We start from the raw sequence: 25,219 nt of genomic DNA, 5'->3' as shown, positions 1-25,219 counted from the left end.
TCAATTAGATTTCAGAGCTTTTTTATGTTGAAAGTGACTGTGTTTTAGTTTAAAAATTGATATCCCAGATTCCTGCTCTACGTTCAAGTTCAATAAGAGCCGCAGCATTATCTGCAAGAGCCTGATAATAATCTTTTCTGATTCCGTTGTAGGTTCTTTGGGCATTCAGAACTTCCAGAATAGAGCTTTCTCCTCTTTTGTAACTGTAGGTAATTCCTTCCAGAATACTTTTCGCTTCCGTAAGCATTCCGTTATGGAATTGCTTTACCTGCTTTTGAGTAGCAACATATTGCTGATACGCCTGCATTACCTCAGCTCTTATCCCTTGTTCGATCTGTTGATAATCTACCTCAGCCTGAGAATGTGCCATTTCAGCTATTTTCAGTCCTGCATTTCTTCGGTTTGAAAACTTAAGCGGAATACTGATTCCCAGTTTTACGGCATTTACAGTAGGAGAAGGTGCAATTTCGTTCGTGGCTTCTGTATGACGCTCTGCACCTGCATTAATGCCTAAATCGATCATACGATTAGCTTTTTCCAAAGAGATCTGACTTTTGGCAACCTGTGTATTTTGTTTGGCTGCCAATAGATCAGCACGTTCATTCAATGCCTGAAGAATAAGTTCATCAATATTAAAATCTCTGTTGAAAGCATTAAAATCTCCTGTAACGTCTCTGCCTGTTATTTTCTTATCACTAAGAAATACTGAAAGGGTGGTAAGAGATTGCTGCTCCGCACTTTCAGCCTGATATACCTCGTTCAGAAGTGAGGCTGCCTCCAGTTTACTCTGCTTTGAAGTGACTAATGATATGGTGCCAAGCCGATATCTGATACTGTCAGACTTTGCCAGTTGCAGGATATTTTTATAAGAATCATGTTGAACTTCAAGGAGGGCTTTAGACTTTAAAGCATCAATATATCCTAAGCTGGCATCAGCGCGAAGGTTTCTGAAAAAATCCTGAAGCTGTATTTTGCTCAGCTCCGATTGGTTTTTAGCCAGATTGATTCTTGCTTTTCTTTTTCCCCCCAGTTCCAGGGTCCAGCCAATAGAGGTTCCGTACACATACCCCATACTTTGATTTACCCCATTATTGGTTGTTTCTACATCCAGCTGAGGGTCCGGAAACATGCTCGCAGTCTGAATAGCCGCCTGAGCCATGCTCACATTATATTTTTGGGAAGCATAGCCGAGATTCTTTTTCCCGACCATACTTAAATATTCTTCAAAACTTAAAACTTCCTTTTCCTGCGATTTTATCACGCCTGTCATGCTGAAGAATGTGGCAGTGATGATGATTAAATAAGCTCTAATTTTCATCTGGTTGTAAATTTTGTTTTTTGTTACCACGCTCAGCTGTATAATAGATGGCAGGGAGAACAAACAGGGTTAAAATAGTAGAGAACATCAGTCCGTAAACAATTACTGTAGCCAGTGGCCGTTGTACATCAGAACCAATTCCTGTCGCTAAGGAAGCTGGGAATAATCCGATTACGGCAACGGTTGCGGTCATCAGTACCGGTCTGAAACGGTCTTTAGCTCCTTTGGTGACTGCAGGTTTTAGCTCATATCCTTTTTTTCTGAGATCATTGATGTGAGAAATCATGATCACTCCATTCTGAATGGCAACTCCGAATAAAGCAATAAAACCTACTGCTGAAGAAACATTCAGAGACATTCCACGGATGTTGAGCGCAAGCATTCCTCCAAATAAGGCTAACGGAACAATAGACATAAGGACCAACGCCTGTTTAAAGTTACCAAATGCACCATACAGCAGAAGAAACATAATTGCTAAAGCTAACGGAACAATAAATGCAAGACGGGAATATGCTCTGTTTTGGTTTTCAAACTGGCCCCCCCATTTGATCTGGTACTTTTCGTGATCATATTTGATGTCTTTTTCAATCTTATTCTGCGCTATTTTAAGGAAAGAAGAAAGATCGGTTCCTCTTAAATTTAACTTTACCGTAAGATGTCTTTTATTCATTTCCCGGGTAATCGTACTTTCTCCGGTACTTAATTTTACCTGTGCTACCTGTGACAAAGGAATTTTGGCTCCTGTAGCTGAGGTCAGCATCAGGTTTCCGATCTTGTCAGGAGTGTCGCGGCTGTCTTCTGTATAACGGCATGAAATATCGTACACTTTATTACCTATAAATATTTGAGAAATGGCTTTTCCTCCCAAAGCCACCTCAATAAGATCTGCGACGTCGGCAACATTTAATCCATATTGGGCAATCTTATCCCTGTCGGCAATAATCTGGAGTTGAGGTAATGGTGGCTCCTGGTCAATGGCGAGATCTGCTGATCCCGGAATTTTATTTAAAGTAGATAAAACATTTTCAGCAATTCTTCTTGTTTCCTTAAAGTCTTCACCATATACTTTTACTACCAGTTCGCTGTGTGCTCCAGAAATTTTATCCATTACGCCATCAATCATCGGTTGTGAAAAACCTACGGTAAAGCCTGGCATTTCTTTATAATCTGCAGCAAGTTCTTTAATAAGATCAGCTTTTGTTTTTCCGGAAGGCCATTGATCGTAAGGTTTTATTCCTACAGAAACTTCAAAGTGAGAGGCGGTCCATGGATCGGTTCCGTCGTCGTTACGTCCTGCCTGAACCATCATATAAGTGATCTCGGAATGTTTCAACGTTCGGGCTCTTAAAGTATCGCTCATTTCTTTAGCTTTGGCGAGAGAAATTCCCGGAGGAAGCTGTACCTGAAGCCATATGGAACCTTCATCCAATTCAGGAAGGAAATCTTTTCCTACAGTATAAGACAGAATCCCGGCTGAAAGTAATACAATGCTGATAGGCAGGATCACTCTTTTCGGAACTTCCATGATTTTATCAATTCTTCGTCCGTAGGCATGACTTATTTTTTCCAGCCACTTGTTATGATATATTTTCTGGGGTTTACGATAGATAACATACGCAAGGCCAGGAATCAGGAGTAAGGCTACAGCAAGTGCACCAAATAAGGCGTATCCTACCGTAAAAGCCATTGGGGTAAACAGTTTTTTCTCCACTCTTTCAAAAGCGAATAAAGGAAGATAAGCCGTAATGATAATAATTGTGGAAAAGAAAATAGGCTTTGCCACTTCAATCACTCTTTGGGTAATATTTTTTTCTTCCAAAGCTTCTTCCGGTTTTTCTTCTCTTTTCTTCAGAATGGTTTCCAGCATAACGATGGCTCCATCTACAATGATTCCGAAGTCAATAGCACCTAAAGACAGAAGATTGGCCGGAATATTAGTGAAATGCATCAGGATAAATGCAAATAGCAAGGAAAGCGGAATCGTTATGGCAACCAGTAATGCACCTCTCCAGCTGCCCAGAAATACGATCAGAACAATGATGACCAGAACAATTCCTTCGGTAAGCGTATGAGAAACGGTATGCAGTGTGGTATTGACAAGATCTGTCCTGTCCATAAAAGGATGAATCTTTACACCGGGAGGAAGAGTTTCATTATTCAGTTCTTCGATGGCTTCGTGAACACCTTCCAGAACCTGGGACGGATTTTGACCTCTTAATAAAAGAACAATACCTTCCACACTTTCAGGGTAATTTCGCTTTCTGTCTGTATAACCAAGAATTCCTTTTCTTTCCAGGTTTCCATATTTCAATGTTCCTACATCATTCAGGAAAACAGGAACTCCATTTTCGGTTTTTACTACAATTTTTCCAAGATCATTTAAATCTTTTACCAGACCAATTCCACGGATAACATAGGCCAGATTTCCTCTGGGAAGCATACTTCCTCCTGCGCTGACATTATTTTTGGAAATCGTTTCAGTGACCTCGGAAAGGGAAAGTCCGTATTGTTCAAGTTTGTGTGGATCCAGCTCAATCTGAAACTGAGTGGTAATTCCTCCAAAATTGGTTACATCGGCAATGCCTGAAACCTGTTTGATCCGGGGAATAATTACAAATTTCTGCAAATCTGTAAGTTCACGTAAGCTGTGGTTGTTACTTTCAATAATATATCGGTATACTTCGCCAATAGGAGAGGTGAGGGGATCAAGTCCGGGTTGTGCTCCATAGGGAAGGGTGACATCTGACAGTCTTTCCTGAATGCGCTGTCTTGCCCAGTAATCATCAATTCCATCGTCAAAAACCATTGTGATAATGGAAAGCCCGAAGGTACTTTTGCTACGCATTACATGCATGCCGGGAAGTCCGTTCAGTGAGCGTTCCAAAGGGATTGTGATTTGCTGTTCTACTTCTTCGGCAGCCAGCCCGGGAACCTGAGTAACAACCTGTGAGGTAACATCAGCAATATCTGGGTAAGCTTCTACCGATAGTTTGGTCCAGGAATAGTAACCGAAAAATCCCAGTAAAATGAAGAGGGCCAGCATCAGCCATCTTTTCTGTATAGAGAGTGTAAGTAATTGCTTCATAGTTCTTAATTTTTGCACAAAATGAAGGCTCTGTGTTGATCAGATACCCCAATTATTTTATTGTACATTCAACATTATTTCGCATCCAGCATATAAATTCCACCTTCAGTCATGATGGTTTCTCCGACTCTTAAGCCCGATAGAATTCTGGTTGTTTTCTGATCTGTTTCTCCTGTAGTGACTGACCGTTTAGCAAACTGATTCTTTCCTGTTTTTACCCACACATATTGAGAGCTGTCATTTTGCATGAGAGCAGTAACAGGAATCATAATTGTTTTTTCAGGCGTTGTTGAGAAATTAACAGTTGCATACATTCCCGGTTTCAGTCTTCTGTCGGGGTTGTCACATTCAATAAGAACTTTTATACTTCGGGTATTTTCGTCAACAATTTCATTGATGTGATATACTTTTCCTGTGATATTTTTATCTGGATAGGCACTTACTTTTACGGAAACATGATCTCCGGTATTTACGAAACGGATGTCTTTTTCTTTCACATCTCCTGAAATCCAGACTTTAGAGAGTTCTGCGATAATAATTACAGGATCAGAATCGCTTTTCAGATACTGCCCGTTTACAATTTTATTAGAAATAATCTCGCCACTGATAGGAGCTCTTACGATAAGCGGGCTTCCGATTCCTCCTCCTTTGCTATTGTATACCTTCAAAGCAGAAGAAGCATTGGAGAGGGATGTTTTTTTGTTTTTAAAATCTGTCTCAGCTTCATCCAGTTCTTTTTGAATTCCTACACCATGTTTTACAAGATCCTGCTGTCGTCTGTAGTTTTTTTCGGCAAGCTGAACGTCATTCAAAGCATCAGTATAATCTTTTTGCACTGAAAAATAATCGGAAGAAAGGATTTCAAAAAGAGGGCTGTTGGCAGATACATTTTGCCCAAGGCTTATAAATGATTTGGTGATTCTTCCGGAAAACGGACTTGCGATTTCTGCATAATGATTAGGTATTGCCTGAATAGTCCCCGCAGAAACCACCCCATCACTATGATCCTGCTCAGTAACCATTTCGGTTTTTATTTTTTTGAAAACGGGATTGCTTTCGGGAACAATGACATTGTCTCCTTTTACCAGCAGGTCCTGATCTTGAGGAGCTTCACTTTTGGGATTTTTGCAGGAGATAACAAATGTCATAAGTACTATAGTTAATACTGTTTTTCTCATATAAAATGTTTATAACCACTAATTTAATTTAATTTTTGTTTTATTTCAATGCTGGGTGAAAATTTTACAATAAAATGAAAAGGTTTATTTTTTTCAGTATAAAATATTTTCAGACTTTTCGGCAACTCCCTAAACTACTTAGAATAGCTGCCCGAAAAGATTTCTTTGATTACAGCCACTGTCCGAATTTTTTGATAAACCATTGTTTTACAAATTGGGTAAGAATGCAGTATCCTGTTAAAATGGCTACCAGATAAGGAAAATAACTTAAAGGCAGCACCTGCATTTTGAGGTACGCAGCTAGCGGGGTAAAAGGAATCATTATTCCAATCAAGATGATCAGGCTAGTGAGTGCAACTACAGGAGCAGCTGCCCAACTTTGGATAAAAGGAATTTTTTTAGTTCTGATAATATGTACAATAAGCGTTTGAGAAAGCAGTCCTTCCACAAACCATCCTGTTTGAAACAGACTTTGCTGTTCCGGAGTATTGGCTTTAAAGATAAAGAACATTACTGCAAAGGTCATATAGTCAAAAATGGAACTTAAAGGACCTATGAAAAGCATGAACTTCTTGATGCTTCCTGCTTCCCATTTTTTTGGCTGTTCCAGAAAGTCTTTATCCATCGTATCCCAAGGAATTGAAGATTGTGATACATCGTATAATAAATTCTGAGTAAGAATCTGCAATGGAAGCATTGGCAAAAATGGAAGCAGGGCACTGGCTCCAATCATGCTGAACATATTCCCAAAATTACTGCTGGCGGTCATTTTTATATACTTAATGATATTTCCGAAGGTTCTTCTTCCGTAAATAACTCCGCTTCTTAGCACCATAAGATCTTTTTCCAGAAGGATGATGTCTGCACTTTCTTTGGCAATATCTGCACCGGTATCTACGGAAATTCCAACATCCGCCTCTTTGATCGCTGCAGCATCATTAATTCCGTCTCCCATAAATCCGACAGTGTGACCTTTCGATCTCAATATTTTTACAATACGTTGTTTTTGTAATGGGTTTACCTTGGCAAAAACGGAATATAGGTCCATATCTTTGCTGAGTTCTTCATCACTTATATTTTCCAATTCATCACCCAACATAATGGTATTGATAGGAATTCCCACATCATGACATATTTTTTTAGCCACAATATCGTTGTCTCCTGTGATTACTTTTACTTCTATCCCAAGTTTGTGTAATGCCTTAATACTTGGTTCTGCAGATGGTTTAGCGGGATCAAGAAATCCTATAAAACCGGTAAGGGTAAGATTTTTTTCATCTGCAACTGAGTAGTTCAGAGGGTGATTTCCGTCAAATTCCCGGATAGCAACCAAAAGTACGCGTAATCCTTCTGCGTTGAGCTTTTCAGACATTTTGATAATCTGCTGCTTCATGGCATCATTCAATGGAACTATATTGTCATTTTCAATATGCAGACTGTGATCTTCCCCTGGGTCTAAAGCGTACTGACAAAGAGAAAGCATTTCTTCCACGGCTCCTTTGGAAATCATCAAATGCTTTCCTTGCGAGGTATTCAAAATAACGGACATTCTTCTTCTTTCAAAATCAAAAGGAATTTCATCCACTTTCAAATAGAGTTCATCTGCTTTCAAAAGATGATGAACTTCAGCATGATCCAAAACTGCCTGATCGAGAAGGTTCTTAAGGCCGGTCTGGTGAAAGCTGTTGAGGTAAGCCCACTTCAATACTTCATCATCTTCAATTCCGCGTACGTTGAGGTGAGTTTCCAGTACAATTTTATCAAGAGTAAGGGTTCCTGTTTTATCGGTACAGAGAACGTCCATTGCTCCAATATTTTGAATTGCATTCAGACGTTTAACGATTACTTTTTTCTTACTCATATTAACAGCTCCTTTGGCAAGGTTTGCCGTAACGATCATTGGAAGCATTTCTGGGGTAAGTCCTACAGCTACAGCGATAGCAAATAATAAAGCCTGCATCCAGTCTCCTTTTACGAATCCGTTGATGAGAAAAATAACGGGAGTCATTACCAACATAAAACGGATAAGCAGAAAGCTTACTTTGTTGACTCCAATATCGAAAGCGGTTTCCGGTCTTTTGGAAGCCAGACTTCTGCTGATACTTCCGAAATAAGTGAAAATGCCGGTATTGGCAACGGCTACCATTGCGGATCCACTTACAACATTAGTTCCCATATAGCATATATTTTGCAGGCTAAGAGGGTTTTTGTGTTGTGCATCATGAATAGGGAAAGCATTCTTTTCTACCGGAAGAGCTTCTCCTGTAAGAATAGATTCGCTGATGAAGAGGTCTTTGCTTTTCAGAATCCGGCAATCTGCAGGAACCATATCTCCCGCAGAAAGAAGAATAATATCTCCGGGTACGATTTCTGTAATTTCTATTTCTTCGCTTTCTTTACATTTTCTTTTGGTAAGACAGCTGGTTTTTACCATCTTTTTTAAAGCCTCTGCAGCCTTATTACTTCTGAACTCCTGTATAAAACGTAAGGTGGTACTAAAAAGCAGCATCGCCGATATAATAATACTGGTGCTGAGGTCTTTTTCTTCTGCGGGGACAAGAATCACATCTATAAAAAGAGAGATCACTGCAATACATGCCAGGATATAATTAAAAGGATTAAAGAAAGAATGGGCAAACTGTTTCAGCCATGAAGGGGCTTTCTGAATGGCAATCTCATTTTTTCCATAAATTTTCAATCGGTCTTTTACCGTATTTTCGCTGAGTCCTTCTTCTGAAGTTTCAAGCATGGCATATACCATTTTTTCGTTCTCTGCTGCTGCTTCTTTTAATTTTACAAGAGCTGCTGAATTGAGATTTTTGTTTGAAGATTTTTTTAACATCGCTTCAATTATTTCAAATGTTATAAATCGTTTTCTGTTCCTATAATTTCCCAGCTTACTTTGATGACTTTATCTTCGATGGTCAATCTGCTGGCTGTTTTTTCCATAAAGCTGTCCTGTGGAGTGGAAGCATGAACTTCTGCTGTGATGATGGCATTTTCGGGAGAGCCATGATCATCGCTGGTAAGAGATTTTAATAATACCTTATCGTTTCCGCTTAAGGACTGCATCAGTTGTACACGCACGTGATTTTCTACCTCACTTTTGCATTGAATACTGATTAAATATTCTGTATAATGATTTCTGCTGCTGATCGTATTACCAAGCCTGAGTCCCAAAGGGCGGAGAATGATATGGGTAAGTATGATAAATCCACTGGTGATAGCGGCTTCAACGGGGAATCCCATTGCGCTGAGAGCGCCTACAGATGCTGAACACCAAATGGTAGCTGCGGTATTGAGGCCTCGTACGGTAAGCCCGTCTTTCATGATGACACCTCCTCCCAAAAAGCCGATGCCGCTTACAATATAGGAAGCTATTCTTCCGGTAGCATCACCTCCGATCCTGATAGAAAGAAGTACGAATGCCGCAGATCCCAGGCATACCAGAGTGTTGGTACGAAGGCCTGCACTTTTTTGACGCCATTGACGCTCGAAGCCTATACTTGCGCCCAGCGCAAATGCTGTGAAAAGACGGAGTGTAAATTCTAATGTGGTCATAACCTTTCTGTTTTATAGCATTCAGCTGATATACAGAAAAGTATAGGATTGAATGCTTAGTTGTTGCGATAATGGGATGAGTCTGTATCCATAGGGGTTTTTGTCTGCTGCAAAGGTATTCCTCTTTTTAGAGGAAAGCTGTTAGAGAAACTTTAGAATATTATTAGAAAATGATTAGAAATTTGGAAGCCCGAAAATGAAACGATTTTCAGGATATTATATAAGGATCTGTCTTTTAATACATAAAATTGATAACTTTGTAAGTTATCCCCCTTTTATAGTGTTAAACTTAGGTTTTTGATTGTTTAATGAACGATAAATTTTATAGATGAAGAAGTCAAACATTGCAATACCCGCTACACTTCTTGCCATTATATGTGTGCAGGGAGGTGCTTCCATTGCCAAGCAGCTTTTCCCTGCTATTGGCGCTATTGGTACGGTTACTCTAAGAATTGTTCTCTCAGCGATTTTGCTGACAGCGATCAACCGTCCGAAGTTTTTACAGTTTACCAAACAGAATTGGCTGTACTGCGCGATGTATGGAGTGGGATTGTCTGCCATGAACCTTATCTTTTATATGGCGATCCAGAGAATTCCTTTGGGATTAGCCGTTACGGTAGAATTTGCAGGACCTTTATTTCTGGCGCTTGCTCTTTCCCGTAAAGTGTTGGATGTCATCTGGGCACTCCTTGCTTGTGCAGGAATTCTTCTTATTGTTCCCTGGAAAAGTGATCATATAGATTTGGTGGGACTTGGCCTGGCTTTTTTAGCAGGGATATTTTGGGCCGTTTATATTGTGATGGGGGGAAAGGTTTCTAAAATAATGGACGGAAAAGATGCCGTTACAACAGGAATGCTTTTTGCCAGTTTGGTCATTATTCCTTTTGCTGTTTGGGATGGAGCTGTTTTCAGTCTTACCCCTGCAATTTTTGTGAAAGGTCTCGGAGTAGCCATTCTATCCAGTGCTTTACCATTTTCGTTGGAAATGATGGCTTTAAAAAAAATTCCGGCGAAGACCTTCAGTATTCTGATGAGTCTGGAACCCGCATTTGCTGCACTTTCGGGATTAATTTTTCTTGCTGAAGAATTATCTTTTTTACAGTGGATTTCTATTCTCTGCGTCATAGGTGCGAGTATCGGAACAACAGTTTTTAATAAAAACAGAGGCTAAAAGATTTACGATCTGTAACAAATATTAAAGAAATTTATCTTTCCTGATGGCTTAAGTTTAAATGGCTTTGTTGTGAAATACCACCGTAAAAACAGTTTTATGATCATTCGAAGTTACCCTCAGTTTGGCATGATGAAGATGAATGATTTTCTCAGTAAGATATAATCCGATTCCGTAGCCTTTTTCCTTTCTGGAGGTTTCACTTCGGTAGAAAGGTTCAAAAATATGTTCCAGATCTTCCGGTGATATGGTAATTCCTGTATTCGAAAAGCTGATATACAGTTTTTGATGATCTCCTTTTACATCTATAGAACACATATGTTCGGGAGAATATTTACAGGCATTGTCTATAAGATTATTAAAAGCCACGTGCAGAAGGTATTCATTTCCCTGGATAACAAGCTGATGCTCATCTATTGTATTTTCAATATTTAAAGAGACTTTATATTCGGAATTTTCCCTGATAATTTTAGTATAGGATTCCAGAAGAACTTCATCGAGGCGTACTTCTGTAAAACTGATTTCGTTGGGATCATAGCTCGCTTTGGCAAGATCCATCAGGCTATTGGACAGTTTCACCATATTGCGGGCATCATCCAGAGCATAGCGGATCGTTTGCTGATACTGTTCTTTGCTCAAATCTTTTTCCGAAGCGAGTTCCAGCTCTGTAATAATGGCAGATAACGGAGTTCTGAGCTCATGCGAGATATTGGAAACAAAATGTTTCTGAGAATCAAAAGAATTTTCCAGGCGTTCCAGCATTCCGTTGAAATTTTGGGCAAGCTCATTCAATTCATCTTTTTCTGAGGTGGTTTTTAGCCGCAGTTGAAGTTTTCCGGCTGTAATTTTCTTGATCTGAACCACCATTTCACTCAAAGGGCTTAATGTTTTTTTCGAAAGAAAAATCCCTGCCAGATAAATCAGAATCAAAATACTTATAAAAGACGCAATACTAATAGTGAGAAGGTGAGCAAGATATTCGTAACCGTATTTGTCATACGCAGCAGCAGTTACTGCATAAGATTTTCCGGCATGGTGATACACCATTCCAATTACCTGCAATTTATCCAGAAAAAAACTTATTTTTTTTTGTTGAAATACGTCAGAGAGCATTTCAGGAGTTTCTTTTACATAATCTACTTTAGCATCATCATGATAGATGAGCTTATCATTAGCATCGTAGATGGCAACCTGGACCTCATTTAGGGTTCTGTTGTTATTCTGATACAGTTTGTGCATTTCCTGCTCGGGCAGGGAGCTTTGGAAATACAAATCTGCCTTGGCAATGGCTTCATTCTGAAGTTCGCTGTAAAAGGATTTCTCTCTGGCTTCTTTTGATGAATAATAAATGGAAATACTGTAAACACTTAAAAGCATTGCCGTAATTAAAGTAAAAAGCAGAGTAAGTCTGGTTCTTATTTTCATCCGTTTATTTTTATTGAGTTCTGAAAATCTTTAAGCTAAACCTGTTTCGTAGTCTTTTTTTAGGATAAACCCCATTCCGGCTTTGGTATGAATAAGTTTACTTTCGAAATCCTTATCAATTTTTTTTCGAAGATAATTAATGTAAACATCAATGAAATTGGTTCCCGTGTCAAAGTGGGTTTCCCATACCTTTTCGGCAATTTCACTGCGGGAAAGAACTCTCTCGGAATTTTCCATCATAAATTTCAGCAGGTTGAATTCTTTGGGGGTTAATTTAATAGGATGGTGATCTCTGCTTACCGTTTTTTGCTCAAGGTTCATTTCTATTCCTTCATATTTTAAAATAAATACCTTTTGCTGTTTTTGGTTTGAAAAGCGTTTGAGCAAAACCTTAATTCTTGCTGCCAATTCACGCATCTCAAAAGGTTTGGTCATATAATCATCTGCTCCAGCATCAAATCCTTCCAGTTTATCATCTGTTGTTCCGAGTGCGGTAAGCATGACAACGGGAAGATTGGGTTTTAATGCTTTTATCTCATTACAGAATTCAAGACCACTTTTTTTAGGAAGTACAATATCAGTAACCACAAGATCAAAATCTGTTTGCAAAGCAAGCTTCAGCCCTGTCATTCCATCGTAGGCTGTCGTAACATTGAATTCAGATTCCTGAAGTCCTTTTGCAATAAGTTTGGAAAGCCTGTCATCGTCTTCAACTAATAAAATATGTGGCATAAGAATGTTGGAATGTTTAGGTTGATAAGAAGAATCGTTCAATAGGTTACACAAATGTAATGATTTCTATTTTGTAATTTTGGTCCTGAAATAATAATCGAATGTCAGAATTTACAATACTTTCACATCAAACAACAAAAAAAGCTTTTCTTGCAGGACTTCTTTTCTTTTGGGCTTTCAGCATGATAAGCTGTAGTTCTTATCACAATTCATCCTTTAAAAATGGAGACTTGCTTTTTGTAACAGCAAAAGAGACAGGACTTTCCGGAGCGATTAATAATGTCACTCAAAAGCAGAAAACAGCGTCTTTTGATCATATTGGTATTGTAGAAAAAGAGGGAAACAAAATGTTTGTTTTGCATGCCGCACCAAAAGGGGGCTCTCAAAAGCAGACATTAAAAGATTTTATTAAAGATCAGCAGAACGATGGACAGAGAGTTGTAGTGTACCGTTTGAAACCGGAATATCAGAAAGGAATTCCAAAAGCACTTGAAAAAGCCAATGCAATGCTTGGAAAACCTTATAACTTCAATTATATTCTGGATGAAAATTCATATTACTGCTCAGATTTTATAGAAAGAGCATTCCGCGAAGAACATATTTTTAAGTTGGAACCGATGACATTCATTGATCCTAAAACAGGAAAAACCAATACATTCTGGGAAGAGTTTTATAAAAAGAAAAACATAAAAGTACCTGAAGGAGAGCCGGGATGTAACCCAAATGGACTGGCAGGATCGGATAAACTGGAAAGAATAAAGGAACTTTAAAAGACAAGAGAAGCTGAAAAGGCTTCTTTTTTTGTTAAATTTTAAAAAATATTAGTCTACTAATTTGGTGGACTAATATTTTTTTATATTTTTGTCACAGATTTAATGCAGAGAGCATGACGATCTGATATGTTTAACCAAAAATGTTTAGCAATGATTACAACTAATCCCGGCCTGCAGGTTTTGCAAAATAAATTGAACCTGCCTAAAAAAGAATTGATCCTGGAAATAGAATTGAATGGCAAAATGAAATTTGAGCATTTGATGAATACCATTTACAATCAATTGGGAATCTGCCACAGAGTGTTGTCAGCTAATGTGGAATATGTAAACGGCTATAGTTTTGGTACAGTACAGTTATATATTAATGTAAATTCAGAGGACTATCAGCAGCTTGAGTTCTATCTGAATAAAAATAAACTTCTGAGTACGACGGTGGAGTATATCTGCAGAAAGTATTCTTAAGAGAGATTCATATAGTTTTAATTACTCAAAGTGTCTGGTTTTTACCAGGCGCTTTTTTTATTAATGGCAATATATAAATAGCAAAGAAAAAGCGTTCAGATCACTCTGAACGCTCTATATCAATAAAAAATAATTTTAAATTCTTTCGATATCAGCACCAATAGCTTTTAGTCTTCCATCGATATTTTCGTATCCTCTGTCAATTTGTTCGATGTTGTGGATGATAGATTTTCCTTCAGCAGAAAGAGCGGCAATCAGAAGAGCATTTCCAGCTCTGATATCTGGAGAAACCATTGTTGTTCCTCTTAGCGGAGCTTCCTGGTTCAATCCGATTACTGTTGCTCTGTGCGGATCACATAAAATGATCTGAGCTCCCATATCAATTAATTTATCCACAAAGAATAATCTGGATTCAAACATTTTCTGATGAACCAGAATACTTCCTTTTGCCTGAGTAGCAACCACTAAAATAATGGAAAGTAAATCCGGGGTAAATCCAGGCCATGGCGCATCTGAAATAGTAAGGATAGATCCGTCAATAAATTTCTGAATCTTATAATGCTCCTGAGCGGGAATATAGATGTCATCACCACTTTGCTCAAGCTGAATCCCCAGTTTTCTGAAGGTATTCGGGATTACTCCCAATTGGTTCCAGTTTACATTTTTGATGGTGATTTCAGATTTTGTCATCGCAGCAAGACCGATCCATGAGCCGATTTCCACCATATCCGGAAGCATGGTGTGCTCAGTTCCTCTCAGGTAATCTACTCCTTCAATTGTAAGAAGGTTAGAACCTATTCCTGAGATATTAGCACCCATTCTGTTTAGCATTTTACACAATTGCTGAAGATAAGGCTCACACGCTGCGTTATAAATTCTGGTTTTTCCTTTAGCCAGTGCAGCTGCCATTACGATATTGGCTGTTCCGGTTACAGAAGCTTCTTCTAAAAGGATGAATTTTCCTCTTAATTCTGTAGCTTTTAAAGAATAGAAATATTCTTCTTCATCATAATTGAATTCTGCACCCAGTTCTACTAAGCCCTGGAAGTGAGTGTCCAGTCTTCTTCTTCCTATTTTATCACCTCCCGGTGTAGGCATATAGGCTTCTCCGTAACGAGCCAGCATAGGGCCCATCAGCATAATTGACCCACGCAGCTTAGCACCGTCTTTTTTGAATTCGTTGGATTTTATATAATCGAAGTTAACCTGATCAGCCTTGAAAGTATAATCTCCCTGGCCGTTTTTAGTCACTTTTACTCCAAAATCACCTAAAATTTCAATCAGTCTGTTGACATCATGAATATCAGGAATATTTTTAATTCTTACTTCCTCATCGGTTAACAGAACCGCACATAAAATTTGTAGAGCTTCGTTTTTGGCTCCTTGTGGAGTAATTTCCCCCTGCAGTCTTTTTCCTCCTCTTATTTGAAATGTTCCACTCATTATTTTCTGTTTTTATGATTGTTATTATGCCTTCTTTTGTTGGGCTGGTTATTATTATTTTTATTACTGTTGTTGTTCCTGTTGTTGTTACCGTTATTGTTATTTCGGTTGTTGTTATTACTTGTGTAATAAATCTTACTTTTCTCAAGAGAATCTATTCCTGTAAGATCTAACCTGTTTTCAGACAATTCCTTCAGGTGACGGAAGATAACATCATCCGTTACGTGTTCCTTATTATATACATTGTAGGATTTTTTCATGTTATTAGCAATCACTTCAATCAGTGCTTCTTTTTCATCACCTTGCTGAAGTTCAATTGCTTTTTCAATGAGTTGAAGAATACTTTTTCCGTAAAATTTAAAATCTCCCTGAAGTTTTGGATATTCCATTCTTTTCGGTTTTTCCGCCAGCTGTTCTCTGGTTGGGAAAGGGTAAGGTGATTCTACATCCAGATCATATTCTGCCAAGATAAAAAGATGATCCCAAAGTTTATGTTTATAATTTTCCTCGTCGCGAAGTTGCGGGTTTCTCTGACCCATAAAATCGATGATTGCCATAGCCATTTCATTCCTTTCTTCTTTGGAAGGAAGTTCTTTACAGCGCTCAACCAACTGTTGTATAATTCTGCCGTATTCCGGCATATGAAGCTGAGTTTTTTGGGTATTGTATTCCATAGTATGCAAATATATGGATTAAAAGAAAAATTGTTTCGAGAATATTAAAAATTTATGATTTTTTAATGAAAATTTCAAATGAAAATTGTTTTGTTTTATTGTTGAAAATTAAAATATTTCCCTTTGAATTGAATTTGTTTTTAATAATATTGTAACTTGGTTACTATATTCATAATTATTATTTACGATGAAAAAAACATACTTTTTCCTTTCTTTACTGGCGTTAGCTGTTGTTCATTCATGTCGGGACAATGATGAATTAACTCAACAACCTTCCCCGCAGAAGGAAGTTCATAATAAAACAGTCAATGTTACCCACCATGACGGCCGACCGTTCAGTACCGGATCAGGATCATCTGTACTGGGGAAATTTGTTGCCGGTCCTGGAGGTGGAGTGCTGATGCAGGGATTCTACTGGGATGTTCCGGATGGAGGAAATTGGTGGAATACCGTAAAAGATAAAATAACGGCCTGGTCCAACGCAGGAATTGGTGCTGTGTGGCTTCCTCCCGCTTCCAAAGCTCAGAACGGAGCCTATTCTATGGGGTATGATCCTACAGATTATTACGACTTTGGAAACTTTAATCAAAATGGAAGTATAGAAACCCGGTTCGGTTCAAGGGCAGAACTGGAAGCTTTAATTACCAAAGCTCATGCTGAGAATATGCAGGTATATGCCGATATTGTCATCAACCATAACAGTGGCGGGCAGTCTGAAGCGAATCCTTATACAGGAACCAATACCTGGACGAACTTTTCAGGGATCGCTTCGGGAAAATTTCCAAGAAATTATAATGACTTTTATAAAAATGCCTATGGAAATAATGATGAAGGAGCTTTTGGGGGCTTTCCGGATCTATGCCATGCCAATCCATATGTACAGGACTGGTTATGGGGAAGAGATGATTCTGTAGCGAAATACTATAAAAATGTCATGAAGTTTGACGGTTGGAGATTTGATTATGTTAAAGGTTTCGGACCGTGGGTGGTTAATACCTGGAATTCTAAGGTAGGCGGATTTTCCGTTGGAGAATTATGGGATTCTAATGTAAATACACTGGAATGGTGGGCTAATAATGCCAACAGTTCTGTATTTGATTTTGCAGCATATTATAAAATGGATGAAGCTTTTGATAACGGCAATCTAAACGTACTGAATGATGATATGATGTGGAAAAGAAACCCTTACAAGGCAGTAACCTTTGTCGCAAACCATGATACCGATATTATTTACAATAAGATGCCGGCCTATGCTTATATTTTAACCCATGAAGGATATCCAACTATTTTTTACAGAGATTATGAAGAATGGCTGAATAAAGACAAACTCAATAATCTGATCTGGATTCACAACAATAAGGCAACCGGTACAACGTCTATTCTGTATACAGACAATGATGAATATATCGCAAGACGTAACGGCTATAACGGAAATCCCGGATTGGTTGTTTATATTAATACTTCTTCAAGCTGGCAGGAAAGATGGGTAGAAACCAATTGGAGCAACCAGCAGATTAAAGATTTTACAGGAGGTTCAAGTTGGTACCCAACCACGCAGGGAGACAAATGGGTGAAAATTCAGTGCCCGCCGAATTCGTATTCAATATGGTCGCTCAATTTATAAGTAATGACCAATGAGTAATAGTTGATAAATGATAAAGTTGGTAAGAGGCTATTATTCAATTATATTAAACATTAAACAAGAACAACTATACGTTTTATTTGTCATTCCGTAGGAATATATACAATGCATTATTTTAAATGCTGATTGTTAGAAACTCTTACGGAATGATATTTTAAATAGATTAAAACCAATAAGAAATGTTTAAGAAAATAGAATTAAAATAAATTATCCCGATTTTTAAGCTTAAAACGAAGCTAATCTTAATATTCTCAACACCTCAATACAATTTTAATGTTTCAAAAAAATAAATAGTTTCTTTTACAAAAGACAAATTACACCTGAATAAACTTCTTTTTCTGATGCTGATCAGGCAAATAACACTTTTGGTTGGCAAGCTTCATTCTGTTTTTTGAAACAAGGTCATAAGCTTTATCACTTAAAAATGCCGGAAGAATCTTTCCAATAACAGAAATTTTATAGATCCCTCCTAATATATTAGCGATCTCAAGGACTGCTCTTGATTTTATCTGGTAATAATGTTTAGGTTTCCAAAGATATAAAGTATTAAATACTTTTGTTTCCAATCCTCTTTCCGATAAAAATTGTTGCCCGAACTCAGATTGAAGCGAGGCAAACATGAATTGGTCTTTTTTATCTCTTTCCAATATCCACTGAACCCAGAAATTACATACACCACAATCTCCGTCAAAAAAAACGATATGTTTGTTCTCCCAGTTCTCCATGATTTTATTTATTAAACATGATTCTTCTTTCCGTATCTTCTTTTACTCTTTTAAAATAATGAACAAGTTCAGCCCTCTGTTCATCGGTCAGCTTAGCACTTTGATGGCCCACATAGTAAGACTCAAGCGGCATCTCTTTCTTTTCAATCATTTCTATGCATTCATCCAGCTTATGAAGCTGCCTATTAGTTTCATACACTGCAAAAGTAGAAAAATTAAGATGTTTTCTTCCTTCATTAATATGATTTTTTACAAACCACGATGCAGGTGATATACTGGAATACCACGGATATTTTGTTTCATTGGAATGACAGTCATAGCATGAGGTCCTAATCATCTTTGCTATTTTTTCCGGACTCTGCTTGATCCTTAAAAAATCCATACCCGGAGTGGGAGGCGGATTGGTTTTGTCGATAGGGAAAAACTGAATGATGACGAAAGCTACGAGAATAACAACAATTATTTTTTTCATAGGTAAGAATATTCATGTTGGATAACTTAAAGATAGTCAAATTATTTGTAAGCCGAATGATAAAGTAAAAAGCGGGAAATTACTTTTGAAAAGGTCATTGGAAATTTACACCCAATATTTTAATTAAAAAGAGACTGTCAAATTTTATGACAGTCTTTTTGTATCAAATTTCCATTGCCTCTGTATAATTACTACAGTTTATGGAATTACAGGAAGTGGTAAGATGGCTGCATAATATAAGAAAACACCATCAAAATTTAGTTAAGAATATAACGTTCGTGGTTTCCATCAGAAATGTTAGCATTAGTCAAAAAAATAATGGAAATTACATTTAAGACACAGAAAAAAAATTTTCTCTGTGTCTTTATTTGATGCATACTGTATATCCGTTTATTAAAATAATGATAAGTTGATGTGTCTCTTCATTAATTTTGCATTGCTCCAAGCATTTTGAAGTTAATATCATTCATCCTTTTTAATTGTTGAACTGATAAATCGCCGCCTCTATCTGCTGATTGCATACTTTTTTCGAGCTCTTGTGCTTTACTTAAAAGTGCAGGATATTCGATCATTGCTGATTGGTCACCATTCATGGCTTTTTTATAAACAACTAAATATTGGTCAACGTATTTTTCATAGTCATCTAACATTTTATCATAATTATTATTTGTAGAAGATTGAATATTGTAATCATCTTCATTTAAATTTGGATCACTTGAAAGAACAGTCTCTCCTTCTTGGAGTGTATCTTTTTCTGAAGAGTTATATAGATTTGAAACATCTTTATTACGACATTGTTTAATATAAAGTTCTTCTGCTAATTTTTCAAGCTTTTCTTTTTCTTCACCTTCGTACTTAGCTTCTATTTTTTCTATTTCATCAACGTATTTTAAATTTTCTGATGTATTGGATAAATCTTTTTGTGATTTACACATTAAATCTGCGATGGCTTTAGCATCACTTTCAATTGATTTTCCGCACGAAATTAATAGTCCAGTGACCATTAATGAATAGATGATTTTTTTCATAGTTAAAATTGATTTTTTAATGATTGAAACTTCACAAAACTATATTGTAGAGTGATAATTTCCTTACGGAAATCCATAATTGAGTTAATCATAAATGTGATTTAAGTTCTTCTCAGTCCCTGCATTTTTACTTCCGGACTTCATTTTTCATTTTTGAGATCAACTCTTACGTTGAGTGATTCTAAATTGAGCCGTATAAAACTGTTTTTATTTAAGTTGATTTAAAAAATTCCTAACTTAATACCACAATTATGTCTTGGCTCTCATGCGGGCGGAAATAGTTTTTATATAGTTTTTAACTATCGATTAAATAAAAATTAATAGATTGTATTTATTATTTAAACGTTGTAGGTTTGTCATATTCTTACAAAAGAAAATTTAGACTGTATTAATCAATAACAAAATAAACGAAAATGGAAAACGATTTGAATGACATCAGTAAATGCCCGTTTCACAATGGAGCAATGAAGAAAAACGTAGCAGGCGGAGGAACCCAAAATTCTGATTGGTGGCCGGATCAGCTTAGAGTAGACCTTCTGCGTCAGCATTCATCGCTGTCTGATCCTATGGATAAAGATTTTGATTATGCCAAAGCATTTGAAAGCCTCGATCTTGAAGCCGTTAAAAAAGATTTGCATGCATTGATGACGGATTCACAAGACTGGTGGCCCGCAGATTTCGGACATTATGGACCTTTGTTCATCCGTATGGCGTGGCACAGTGCCGGAACGTATCGTGTAGGAGATGGAAGGGGAGGAGCAGGAGCAGGGCAGCAACGCTTTGCACCGCTCAATAGCTGGCCGGATAATGTAAGTCTTGATAAAGCAAGAAGGCTTTTGTGGCCGATTAAACAAAAGTATGGAAGAAATATATCCTGGGCAGACCTTCTGATTCTTACTGGAAATATCGCCCTAGAATCTATGGGCTTCAAAACATTTGGATTTGCCGGAGGGCGTCCTGATGTATGGGAACCGGAAATGGATGTATACTGGGGTTCTGAAAAAACATGGTTAGGAGGAGACGTACGCTATGCACATGGCTCTGAAGGAGTGGTGGAAAAACACGGAGTGTTATCCGCAGATGATAAAGCAGACGGAAATATTCACTCCAGAAACCTTGAAAATCCATTGGCCGCAGTACAAATGGGACTGATCTATGTAAATCCTGAAGGACCGGATGGAAACCCTGACCCCATTGCAGCTGCTAAAGATATTCGTGATACTTTTGGACGTATGGCGATGAACGATGAAGAAACAGTTGCTTTAATTGCAGGAGGACATACTTTTGGAAAAACCCATGGAGCAGGCCCTGCAGATCATGTGGGAAAAGAACCTGAAGGAGCGGGAATTGAGCAGCAAGGATTAGGATGGGCAAGCAGCTATAAATCAGGTAGTGGAAAAGATGCTATTTCCAGCGGATTGGAAGTAACCTGGACCGAAACTCCCACTGAGTGGAGCAACTATTTCTTCAAAAACCTTTTTGAAAATGAATGGGAACTTACAAAAAGCCCGGCAGGAGCTCATCAGTGGGTAGCAAAAGACGGAGCAGAGATTATTCCTGATGCATTCGATTCTTCCAAAAAACATAAACCAACGATGTTGACAACAGACCTTTCTTTGAGATTGGATCCTGTTTACGAAAAAATTTCAAGACACTTTTACGAAAATCCTGACGCCTTTGCAGATGCCTTTTCAAGAGCCTGGTTCAAACTTACTCACAGAGATATGGGACCACGTGCCCGTTATCTGGGGCCGGATGTTCCACAAGAAGAATTGATCTGGCAGGATCCTATTCCAGGGGTAAATCATGAATTGGTGGATGCCAACGATATAGAAACACTGAAGTCAAAAGTACTGAATTCAGGATTAAATATTTCCGAGCTTGTATCTACCGCTTGGGCTTCAGCTTCTACTTTTAGAGGAAGTGATAAACGTGGGGGAGCCAATGGAGCAAGAATACGACTGGAACCTCAAAAAAACTGGGAGGTGAATAATCCGGCACAATTACAGAAAGTATTGGGAGTATTGGAAGGTATTCAGAAAGAATTTAATGACTCTCAATTTGGAGGTAAGAAAATATCTTTAGCCGATTTAATTGTCTTAGCAGGAAGTGCAGCTGTGGAAGCCGCCGCAAAAAATGCAGGACATGAAGTGAAAGTTCCTTTTGCTCCAGGAAGAATGGACGCATCCCAGGAACAAACCGATGTAGAATCTATGGGATATCTTGAACCTGCTGCTGATGGTTTCCGTAATTATCTGAAAAGAAAATTCACGGTTTCTACAGAATCTTTATTAATTGATAAAGCACAGTTGCTGACTCTTACCGCTCCGGAACTGACCGTTTTAGTAGGAGGAATGAGAGCTTTAGATACTAATTTTGACGGTTCAAAACACGGAGTATGGACAAGCCGTCCCGGAGCTCTTACCAACGATTTCTTTGTAAATCTTTTAGATATGAGAACCCAATGGAAAGCAATGTCAGAAGACAAAGAGCTTTATATGGGAAGTGACCGTTCATCCGGGCAACCAAAATGGACTGCCAGCCGTGCTGATCTTGTATTCGGATCAAATTCCGAATTGAGAGCGGTGGCTGAAGTGTATGGAAGCAGCGATGCTCAAGGAAAATTTGTAAATGACTTTGTGGCCGCATGGACGAAAGTAATGAATCTGGACAGGTTTGATCTGATCTAAGATGGAAGTAAAAATGAAAAGTAATTTAAGAAAGGCGATATTTATTATCGTCTTTTTTTTATTTAGTACGATTTTGTAACAAAATTTATATTTATGGTGTCTAATATATAGAATAAGTTTTATGTTTTAATTGACATTTTTTTAATCATTAACTGCTAAAATCATGAAAAAACGCTCCATTATTCTATTGCTGTTATTGTTAATCATCTGGAATCCTCTTTGGAGCCAGATCACCTCTGAGAAGATAGATCAGCTGATGCAGTCGTATTCAGATATCAAAAAATTCAACGGAAATGTTCTCGTTACGAAAAACGGAAATATTCTTTTTTCAAAAAGCTATGGAATGGCAGATTTTGAATGGAAAATGCCAAACAGTGCCCAGACTAAATTCAGAATAGGTTCAAATAGTAAGTTTTTCACTTCTGTAGCGGTGTTTCAATTAGTGGAAAAAGGAAAAATTAACCTTGATAAAACAATTTCGGACTATCTTCCTTGGTTTGATAAGGAGTTGGGCAGTAAAATTACAGTAAGACAAATGCTTGCTCATACTTCAGGATTAAAGAATTATACGGAAAGAGCTGATTTTTATGATGTATTGGCCCACTTGGAAATAACTCCTGAGCAGTTTGCAAAACAATATCTTCAGGACAAAGAACTTCTTTTTCAACCGGGAACAAAATACAATTATTGTAATACAGATTATTACCTGCTAGGTCTCATTGTAGGAGCAGTAGCCCAAAAGCCTTATGAACAGTATATCAAGGAAAATATCTTCGATAAGGTTGGAATGAAAAATTCAGGAATTGATACACCATCTGAAATTCTTGACCAAAGAGCCCGTGGCTATGAATATGATTTTAACGGATACAAAAATGCACGTCCTATTAATATGTACACTTCTACTTATTCTGCAGGAGCCCTTTATTCTACATCAGCAGATATGGAATTGTGGATGCAGGCAATGGATCGCAATGCTTTGATCTCGGAAGCAAGTAAAAAACTTATTTATACTCCCGGAATGACCACTCATGGACTGGGGGTTTTTATAGGTAAAATGAATAATGGTCTTGTCGTTGTAAGACCAGGTGCTATCAACGGCTTTTCTGCCCTGACGAGCAATTTTATTGATGATAAAATCCATATTATTTTATTGGATAACAGTTCGGCAAACAGAAGAGGGAATCATTTTGAAGATATTGCAGGGACTATTTATCAGATTGTGAATAATAAAACTTATGAGCTTCCCAAGATTCCTGTTTCTTATAAAATGGGTGAAGTTTACAAATTATCTGGTATTTTGCCGGCAATTGATTTCTACAAAAAAATAAAAGCGGACTCCCAATACAATATTACACAAAGTGCTTCTGAACTTAATAGTTTTGGATATTCTTTATTAAAGAGCGGAAAAAATAAAGATGCTCTCAAAATCTTTGAATTGGCAACAAAAGAATTTCCTACCCTTGCCAATGCATTCGACAGCTATGCAGAAGCTTTAGCGGAAGATGGCCAAAAGCAGGAAGCTATTCGTAATTATGAGCGTGTTCTGGAACTGAGCCCAGGAGATAATAATGCAACCAAACAGTTGAAAATATTGAAAGGAAACTAGAAACACAGGTTGTGATTTTGGTCTGAGAATCTTAAAGGCGAAAATAGCTAAGAAAAACTAGCCAATACATTTGTAATAATATGTATAAAGAATAAATCTTAAAAAATTGATTTTAAAAGGTAAATGTTTTGACAGACAGTTTTTTTTAAAATTAATTAATTGAAAATATAATGATAAATTAATATAATATAGATTTATCATCAATAACGTCGTATGTGTTGATTTTGTAATATAAAATTGAAATCATTTTTGATAAATAATGGGATGATATTCTGAAGAGATAATAAGGGAAAAAGGAGATTTTTATGGTTTTTTGTTGTGAATTAAAAATGTATATTTTGATATAGCAAATAGTTGATTTTTATGAAATTTTTATTTTTTTATCTTTTTTTAGGTGCTTTTTTAAATGCGCAGACAATAACAGGCAAAGTACTTGCTCAAGATGATAAGAGCCCTATTCCCTATGCTAAAATTGGTATTGGAGGGGAAGAGAATGGAACTATTGCAGATGAAAAAGGCAACTACAGCCTTGATCTAAGCAGTGTAGATAAGAACGTGAACTTAATAGTAGAGGTTGGCGGCTTTGAAACATTTACCACACCAATTAACAGTTTTTTAAAAAATAATAATCATAATATTTATTTAAAAGAAAAGATAAGAAATATTGAAGAAGTCGTTATTACACCTAAACGATTTAAAGATAAACATTGGGGAGTAGATTCTAAATCTAAGAAAATCCTGTTTGCCACTTATCCTGAAAGAAAAAAGGAAAAAGAAGAACAGTCTCGTGAACTGGCAGTTAAGTTTTCAAACAAAAGAAAGGTGAAAATTCAAAAAATAAATTTGAATATTGCTGATTTTCAGACGGATGTTCCTGTTGGAATTAGAATTAATGTGTATAATGAAAAGAATGATATTCCTAATGAATCTGTTTTATATAAGGATATTACAGCAGTTGTAACAAAAGACTCTATTATCGATAATACCTTTACTCTTGATGTGAGTAATGAAGATATTGATGTAAATAGTGATTTTTTTGTTAGTATTCAATTCATGAATTATTTTAAAGGACATATATTCCTTAGCGGAGCTCTATTTAAAACTGTGTTTAAAAGAAAGTACTATGGCAGTTGGGAAAAATCAACATTAGCTTCTCCTGCCATTAATATTGATGTGAAGGTTGAAAAATAAATATTTAATTTTCTTTTGCCTGAAAAACAGGGAAGGCTACCAA

The 25,219-nt window shown here is 37.2% G+C and carries 19 protein-coding genes; 7 read left to right on the top strand and 12 right to left on the bottom strand.

The window, feature by feature from the left end; all coding sequences use genetic code 11:
- Positions 1 to 49: 49 nt before the first annotated feature.
- The 5 genes from ACQ76T_RS18080 to ACQ76T_RS18060 form a co-directional block, all read right to left on the bottom strand.
- Positions 50 to 1,318, bottom strand: coding sequence for a TolC family protein (locus ACQ76T_RS18080; protein ID WP_431344654.1), 1,269 nt, complete (start codon positions 1,316 to 1,318; stop codon positions 50 to 52).
- Positions 1,308 to 4,403 carry an efflux RND transporter permease subunit gene (locus ACQ76T_RS18075; RefSeq protein WP_431344653.1) on the bottom strand — a complete coding sequence of 1,032 codons (3,096 nt, stop codon included), beginning with the start codon at positions 4,401 to 4,403 and terminating at the stop codon, positions 1,308 to 1,310. The genes ACQ76T_RS18080 and ACQ76T_RS18075 overlap by 11 nt, the downstream gene beginning before the upstream one ends.
- Positions 4,404 to 4,477: 74 nt before the next feature.
- Entirely contained in the window at positions 4,478 to 5,581 is a 1,104-nt protein-coding gene (locus tag ACQ76T_RS18070) for an efflux RND transporter periplasmic adaptor subunit (RefSeq protein WP_431344652.1), read from the bottom strand.
- A 169-nt stretch (positions 5,582 to 5,750) separates the two neighbouring features.
- Positions 5,751 to 8,423: a magnesium-translocating P-type ATPase gene (mgtA, locus tag ACQ76T_RS18065; RefSeq protein WP_431344651.1), complete on the bottom strand. Its 2,673-nt coding sequence runs from the start codon at positions 8,421 to 8,423 to the stop codon at positions 5,751 to 5,753.
- Positions 8,424 to 8,443: 20 nt separating this feature from the next.
- Entirely contained in the window at positions 8,444 to 9,142 is a 699-nt protein-coding gene (locus tag ACQ76T_RS18060; RefSeq protein WP_431344650.1) for an MgtC/SapB family protein, read from the bottom strand.
- A gap of 328 nt (positions 9,143 to 9,470) precedes the next feature.
- Between ACQ76T_RS18060 and ACQ76T_RS18055 the strand changes: the two genes are divergently transcribed.
- Positions 9,471 to 10,313 (top strand): EamA family transporter, encoded by an 843-nt coding sequence (locus tag ACQ76T_RS18055; protein ID WP_431344649.1) that lies wholly within the window; start codon positions 9,471 to 9,473, stop codon positions 10,311 to 10,313.
- A 57-nt stretch (positions 10,314 to 10,370) separates the two neighbouring features.
- On the opposite strand, the gene ACQ76T_RS18050 is transcribed toward ACQ76T_RS18055, so the two are convergent.
- The gene (locus tag ACQ76T_RS18050; RefSeq protein WP_431344648.1) at positions 10,371 to 11,738 is read right to left on the bottom strand and encodes a sensor histidine kinase; all 1,368 of its coding nucleotides are present in this window, start codon (positions 11,736 to 11,738) and stop codon (positions 10,371 to 10,373) included.
- A 30-nt stretch (positions 11,739 to 11,768) separates the two neighbouring features.
- Positions 11,769 to 12,470: a response regulator transcription factor gene (locus ACQ76T_RS18045; protein ID WP_431344647.1), complete on the bottom strand. Its 702-nt coding sequence runs from the start codon at positions 12,468 to 12,470 to the stop codon at positions 11,769 to 11,771.
- Positions 12,471 to 12,571: 101 nt separating this feature from the next.
- On the opposite strand from ACQ76T_RS18045, the gene ACQ76T_RS18040 reads away from it, so the two are divergent.
- Positions 12,572 to 13,240 carry a YiiX/YebB-like N1pC/P60 family cysteine hydrolase gene (locus ACQ76T_RS18040; protein WP_431344646.1) on the top strand — a complete coding sequence of 223 codons (669 nt, stop codon included), beginning with the start codon at positions 12,572 to 12,574 and terminating at the stop codon, positions 13,238 to 13,240.
- A 153-nt stretch (positions 13,241 to 13,393) separates the two neighbouring features.
- Positions 13,394 to 13,705 (top strand): NIL domain-containing protein, encoded by a 312-nt coding sequence (locus tag ACQ76T_RS18035; RefSeq protein WP_431344645.1) that lies wholly within the window; start codon positions 13,394 to 13,396, stop codon positions 13,703 to 13,705.
- Between the two features lie 135 nt (positions 13,706 to 13,840).
- Here ACQ76T_RS18035 and murA read toward each other — a convergent pair whose 3' ends face one another.
- Together murA and ACQ76T_RS18025 are read right to left on the bottom strand one after the other, a co-directional pair.
- Complete coding sequence (gene murA / locus ACQ76T_RS18030; RefSeq protein ID WP_431344644.1) at positions 13,841 to 15,148, bottom strand: UDP-N-acetylglucosamine 1-carboxyvinyltransferase; 1,308 nt, start codon at positions 15,146 to 15,148, stop codon at positions 13,841 to 13,843.
- Positions 15,148 to 15,822, bottom strand: coding sequence for a DUF4290 domain-containing protein (locus tag ACQ76T_RS18025; RefSeq protein WP_431344643.1), 675 nt, complete (start codon positions 15,820 to 15,822; stop codon positions 15,148 to 15,150). The genes murA and ACQ76T_RS18025 overlap by 1 nt, the downstream gene beginning before the upstream one ends.
- Before the next feature lie 187 nt (positions 15,823 to 16,009).
- Here ACQ76T_RS18025 and ACQ76T_RS18020 point away from each other — a divergent pair, with 187 nt between their 5' ends.
- Entirely contained in the window at positions 16,010 to 17,446 is a 1,437-nt protein-coding gene (locus ACQ76T_RS18020; RefSeq protein ID WP_431344642.1) for an alpha-amylase, read from the top strand.
- Positions 17,447 to 17,778: 332 nt separating this feature from the next.
- Here the strand turns inward: ACQ76T_RS18020 and ACQ76T_RS18015 are convergent, their stop codons facing one another.
- From ACQ76T_RS18015 to ACQ76T_RS18005, 3 genes are all read right to left on the bottom strand, one after another.
- On the bottom strand, positions 17,779 to 18,189 hold the full coding sequence (locus ACQ76T_RS18015) for a thiol-disulfide oxidoreductase DCC family protein (RefSeq protein WP_431344641.1): 411 nt from the start codon (positions 18,187 to 18,189) through the stop codon (positions 17,779 to 17,781).
- A 4-nt stretch (positions 18,190 to 18,193) separates the two neighbouring features.
- Positions 18,194 to 18,661, bottom strand: a complete 468-nt coding sequence (locus ACQ76T_RS18010; protein WP_431344640.1) for a heme-binding domain-containing protein — start codon at positions 18,659 to 18,661, stop codon at positions 18,194 to 18,196.
- Positions 18,662 to 19,086: 425 nt separating this feature from the next.
- The gene (locus ACQ76T_RS18005) at positions 19,087 to 19,689 is read right to left on the bottom strand and encodes a hypothetical protein (RefSeq protein ID WP_431344639.1); all 603 of its coding nucleotides are present in this window, start codon (positions 19,687 to 19,689) and stop codon (positions 19,087 to 19,089) included.
- A gap of 413 nt (positions 19,690 to 20,102) precedes the next feature.
- On the opposite strand from ACQ76T_RS18005, the gene katG reads away from it, so the two are divergent.
- From katG to ACQ76T_RS17990, 3 genes are all read left to right on the top strand, one after another.
- Complete coding sequence (katG, locus tag ACQ76T_RS18000; RefSeq protein ID WP_431344638.1) at positions 20,103 to 22,379, top strand: catalase/peroxidase HPI; 2,277 nt, start codon at positions 20,103 to 20,105, stop codon at positions 22,377 to 22,379.
- A 163-nt stretch (positions 22,380 to 22,542) separates the two neighbouring features.
- Entirely contained in the window at positions 22,543 to 23,985 is a 1,443-nt protein-coding gene (locus ACQ76T_RS17995) for a serine hydrolase (protein WP_431344637.1), read from the top strand.
- Positions 23,986 to 24,348: 363 nt separating this feature from the next.
- Positions 24,349 to 25,176, top strand: a complete 828-nt coding sequence (locus ACQ76T_RS17990; RefSeq protein WP_431344636.1) for a carboxypeptidase-like regulatory domain-containing protein — start codon at positions 24,349 to 24,351, stop codon at positions 25,174 to 25,176.
- The last annotated feature ends 43 nt before the right edge of the window (positions 25,177 to 25,219 follow it).

The sequence above is a fragment of the Chryseobacterium sp. JK1 genome, from assembly GCF_050632815.1.
GTDB lineage: Bacteria > Bacteroidota > Bacteroidia > Flavobacteriales > Weeksellaceae > Chryseobacterium.
Note: the sequence above shows the minus strand (reverse complement) of the source record. Positions and strands in the feature narration are given on the sequence as shown.

What these genes read in the sequence shown, in the direction of transcription:
- ACQ76T_RS18080 (WP_431344654.1), bottom strand. Translation starts at nt 1,318, where the DNA reads ATGAAAATTAGAGCTTATTTAATCATCATCACTGCCACATTCTTCAGC.
- ACQ76T_RS18075 (WP_431344653.1), bottom strand. Translation starts at nt 4,403, where the DNA reads ATGAAGCAATTACTTACACTCTCTATACAGAAAAGATGGCTGATGCTG.
- ACQ76T_RS18070 (WP_431344652.1), bottom strand. Translation starts at nt 5,581, where the DNA reads ATGAGAAAAACAGTATTAACTATAGTACTTATGACATTTGTTATCTCC.
- mgtA (WP_431344651.1), bottom strand. Translation starts at nt 8,423, where the DNA reads ATGTTAAAAAAATCTTCAAACAAAAATCTCAATTCAGCAGCTCTTGTA.
- ACQ76T_RS18060 (WP_431344650.1), bottom strand. Translation starts at nt 9,142, where the DNA reads ATGACCACATTAGAATTTACACTCCGTCTTTTCACAGCATTTGCGCTG.
- ACQ76T_RS18055 (WP_431344649.1), top strand. Translation starts at nt 9,471, where the DNA reads ATGAAGAAGTCAAACATTGCAATACCCGCTACACTTCTTGCCATTATA.
- ACQ76T_RS18050 (WP_431344648.1), bottom strand. Translation starts at nt 11,738, where the DNA reads ATGAAAATAAGAACCAGACTTACTCTGCTTTTTACTTTAATTACGGCA.
- ACQ76T_RS18045 (WP_431344647.1), bottom strand. Translation starts at nt 12,470, where the DNA reads ATGCCACATATTTTATTAGTTGAAGACGATGACAGGCTTTCCAAACTT.
- ACQ76T_RS18040 (WP_431344646.1), top strand. Translation starts at nt 12,572, where the DNA reads ATGTCAGAATTTACAATACTTTCACATCAAACAACAAAAAAAGCTTTT.
- ACQ76T_RS18035 (WP_431344645.1), top strand. Translation starts at nt 13,394, where the DNA reads ATGATTACAACTAATCCCGGCCTGCAGGTTTTGCAAAATAAATTGAAC.
- murA (WP_431344644.1), bottom strand. Translation starts at nt 15,148, where the DNA reads ATGAGTGGAACATTTCAAATAAGAGGAGGAAAAAGACTGCAGGGGGAA.
- ACQ76T_RS18025 (WP_431344643.1), bottom strand. Translation starts at nt 15,822, where the DNA reads ATGGAATACAATACCCAAAAAACTCAGCTTCATATGCCGGAATACGGC.
- ACQ76T_RS18020 (WP_431344642.1), top strand. Translation starts at nt 16,010, where the DNA reads ATGAAAAAAACATACTTTTTCCTTTCTTTACTGGCGTTAGCTGTTGTT.
- ACQ76T_RS18015 (WP_431344641.1), bottom strand. Translation starts at nt 18,189, where the DNA reads ATGGAGAACTGGGAGAACAAACATATCGTTTTTTTTGACGGAGATTGT.
- ACQ76T_RS18010 (WP_431344640.1), bottom strand. Translation starts at nt 18,661, where the DNA reads ATGAAAAAAATAATTGTTGTTATTCTCGTAGCTTTCGTCATCATTCAG.
- ACQ76T_RS18005 (WP_431344639.1), bottom strand. Translation starts at nt 19,689, where the DNA reads ATGAAAAAAATCATCTATTCATTAATGGTCACTGGACTATTAATTTCG.
- katG (WP_431344638.1), top strand. Translation starts at nt 20,103, where the DNA reads ATGGAAAACGATTTGAATGACATCAGTAAATGCCCGTTTCACAATGGA.
- ACQ76T_RS17995 (WP_431344637.1), top strand. Translation starts at nt 22,543, where the DNA reads ATGAAAAAACGCTCCATTATTCTATTGCTGTTATTGTTAATCATCTGG.
- ACQ76T_RS17990 (WP_431344636.1), top strand. Translation starts at nt 24,349, where the DNA reads ATGAAATTTTTATTTTTTTATCTTTTTTTAGGTGCTTTTTTAAATGCG.